The sequence below is a fragment of the Deferrivibrio essentukiensis genome, assembly GCF_020480685.1.
Classification (GTDB): Bacteria; Chrysiogenota; Deferribacteres; order Deferribacterales; family Deferrivibrionaceae; genus Deferrivibrio; species Deferrivibrio essentukiensis.
Window position 1 is genome coordinate 1 of record NZ_JAJAFU010000059.1, and the last position, 642, is coordinate 642.

Annotated in this window: 1 pseudogene; it reads left to right on the plus strand. The window is 33.0% G+C overall.

The features are described from left to right. Window positions 1-127: 127 nt before the first annotated feature. Window positions 128-642, plus strand: a pseudogene (locus LF845_RS11760) (transposase); the annotation flags it as partial.

The window sequence follows — 642 nt, forward strand, 5'->3', positions numbered from 1 at the left end:
CTGCCATCACCCCATTTTTATATAAGAAGTTATATTTGACAGTTGTTTACGATTGATAATGCCTCCAAAATGTTGTATGTTATTTTTAGCAAAAAAAGCAACAATAACAACAAAATGGAGGCAGTTTATGATAGGTGAAATTGCTAAAAATGTGAAGGAAAAAATGCTTAACATCACAAGAAATCTTCATGATTATATTACAAAGCCCCAACAAAAGTATTTGCTTGAGATGTTATCCGGGTGTTTTGCAACCAAGAGTTTGAACCTTACGCAAATATCAGGCTATCTCAATGAAAAAAGTGGAGTGAAACATACACTTAAGAGACTGCAAAGGAATACATTTTCTTATTCGAATTTGGGTTTTATTTCTAATGTTTATAATATTGATTATGTATACGAAGAGACTAAGTCAGAAGATAAATTATTAATATCAATTGATGGTGGAGATTTGAGCCATTCATATGGTAAGAGCTTTGAGCTAATATCTAATGTGAGGGATGGTAGTAGTGGTCGTATTTCTCCAGGCTATCATTTAAATCATGCAGTATGCTATAGCCCATTATCAGGGAGGACATTTTCACTGTATCTTGATGTATACAGCAGCAATTCTAATGAGTTTACAAGTGAGAATTCGGAGACATT